2 protein-coding genes are annotated in these 2,528 nt (G+C 39.6%); both read left to right on the top strand.

Features of this window, described 5'->3' with window-relative positions; genetic code table 11:
- Nucleotides 1-142: 142 nt before the first annotated feature.
- On the top strand, nt 143-739 hold the full coding sequence (locus EYW48_RS20790; RefSeq protein WP_277433005.1) for a hypothetical protein: 597 nt from the start codon (nt 143-145) through the stop codon (nt 737-739).
- A 688-nt stretch (nt 740-1,427) separates the two neighbouring features.
- The gene (locus EYW48_RS20780; RefSeq protein ID WP_277433004.1) at nt 1,428-2,165 is read left to right on the top strand and encodes a nucleotide-binding protein; all 738 of its coding nucleotides are present in this window, start codon (nt 1,428-1,430) and stop codon (nt 2,163-2,165) included.
- Nucleotides 2,166-2,528: the final 363 nt, after the last annotated feature.

The following is a 2,528-nucleotide window of genomic DNA, read 5'->3' as shown; positions in this document are numbered from 1 at the left end:
TAGCCTAACAAGGCATTTAAGACGGATTCCCAACGCTCGGCATTTTCGGTTCGCTTCGGCTTAAGTGTTTACGGTACAATACGTTAGGTGCAGTGGTCTGCGTTGCTCACCACTTAATGCGGCGTTATATTTTTAGGTGAGTATGAATAAAATATCAGTCAAAATTCAAGCTAGATCAGCTTGCGATTGCTTCAAGATAGCAAATACGTCACTAGAGCTGGCGAGAAGGGCAGAAGAAGATTGGGAGCGAGAACATCATTGTATAACAGGGATTACTTTCACAGCTTTTTCTATAGAAGCAATGCTTAATCACTTTGGAAAAATCTATGATAAAAATTGGAATGAGTTAAAAATGGAGCGTAAGTCTCTCCATAAGAGACTGTTCGGATTTGTAAACTTGCCAAACTATTTGGGTTCTAAAAATTATCAATTGGCTAAACAGTGTTTCGAAATGCGTGATGCTTTCGCTCACGGAAAAACAGTTATGGAGTCTGTTGAAGTTGAGCTACCAGAACTTACTGATGATGAAGCTTTAGCAATGCACATGTGTGCAATTTCATCAGCTCCCTTTAGAAACTCGACTTTTCAGATTTTTGAATCTTTTGTCAAGGTAGCTAGAGAAATTGAGCATGATATTCAAAAAAATGGCTTCTATCCTGACACAATGGATCATCCACTGTATGCGCCGCAGCCTTTGAGGGAATGTCCTTTAAGTGTCATAGGCATGCGCGTATGGTAAAAATATAACAAACAGTTCAAGAGGGATTCAGCACGCGTGGCATTTTGGGTATGCGGTGGTTTCGGTGTTGAAGTGCTATGCGGCGGCTTGGTCATTGCGTGCTTCACCCCTTAACTTGGCGTTATGTGTTTGGTCAGTTTTTTAGGTCAAAGCTACGATTTCATTGAAAATTCGTTCCGTGTTTTCGGCAAGTTGACTTGGCCGAAATGATTTTGTGGAACTTCTGAAGTTGATCGTTTTCAAGGTTCTTGGGGTGCCTCAATTAAGTTTTGGATCTGGCTTGTGTTGAGTTTCGTCAGTTTCAAATCGCTTTAATTGAAATGTCCTTTTGACTGGTTTTCTTTCTGACATTCAGCTCTGAAAATCTGGTGACGCAAAAAATTTAGCGGTTGCTGAAAGGGCGCTTTCTTTGTTGTTGATTCTGTAAGTGGCTCTCTTTGGCTAAGATCGCTGTGAAATTTAGGTTTTGGTAAACATCGTTTTTGTATGTAACTTATTCAAATTCCTTCGTTTCTATGGTGGTTTACTTTGAATTCACGGTAAAATTCACATAACAAGCAATTCAAGTGGATTCTCAACGCGTGGCAGTTTTACTATGCGTTAGGTAAAGTGCTTTACGGTGTTATGCAGCGGCTTGGCCAGTGCGTTGTTCACCACTTAATTGGGCGTTATAAATAAAGAGATCGATATGAGTATTAAACCAAAAGTTTTTGTAGCCTCCTCAGTTGAGGGGTTAGATGTTGCTTACCCGATGCAAGTAAACTTGCAATATGATGCAGACCTGACAGTTTGGAATCAGGGGGTCTTTTCCTTATCAGTGACACCATTAGATTCAATTACTGAGGCATTAAACTCTTCAGATTTTGGTATTTTTGTTTTTAGTCCCGATGACGAAACCAAAATTCGCGGAAGTGTTAGTGACTCGGTCAGGGACAATGTCATATTCGAACTCGGACTATTTATTGGCAAACTTGGTAAGAGAAGATGTTTTATCGTAATGCCTGATAACATTGACTTGCGTATACCTACAGACTTGATTGGTGTAACACCAGCAACATACTCTGGAGAAAGAAATACCGATGAAATAGCTGCAGCTTTAGGTCCTGCTTGTCATGAAATTCGACAAGCAATGAAGTTGCAAGGCCGTGTCGACGATACGCAAGAAAGTGTCAATAAAATACCTGCTAACGACCATGATAACTATGATGACAATGACAAAATGGCATTGCTTGAATCTTGGCTTCACAACGAGGCGGAAGCAGGGGTTGCTATTAAGTATATAGATGTAGATAACTACTTAAAGCTAGAGTTAGGTTCGACAAGAAAACTACTTGCTACATTGTTTGAGCGTAATAGTGGTGCTTTTTGCATAAATATTGCGGGGAATAATGTCTTTAAATTTCATGAAAAGATGGATTACTTCTAAAATTTATTTATAACAAGCAATTTAAGAGGGATTCACAACGCTCGGCATTTTTGCTTCTACTTCAAATTTAGTGTTTATGGCACAATGCGTTAGGTTGGGTGGTAGCGTTGTTCACCCCTTAATTGGGCGTTATGTGTTTGATGAGTTTTTAAGGTCAAAGCTACGATTTCATTGAGAATTCGTTTCGTGTTTTCGGCAGGTTGGCTTAGTCGAAATGGATTCTTGAACAACTTGAGATTGATCGTTTTCAAGGTTCTTGGGTTGCCTCAATTAAGTTTTGGATCTGGCTTGTGTTGAGTTTCGTCAGTTTCAAATCGCTTTAATTGAAATGTCCTTTTGACTGGTTTTCTTGCTGACATTCAG

Origin of the sequence: Vibrio sp. 1180_3, assembly GCF_029478545.1 — a bacterium.
GTDB classification, from domain to species: domain Bacteria; phylum Pseudomonadota; class Gammaproteobacteria; order Enterobacterales; family Vibrionaceae; genus Vibrio; species Vibrio aestuarianus.
This window is presented reverse-complemented; position numbering and strand designations above follow the sequence as displayed.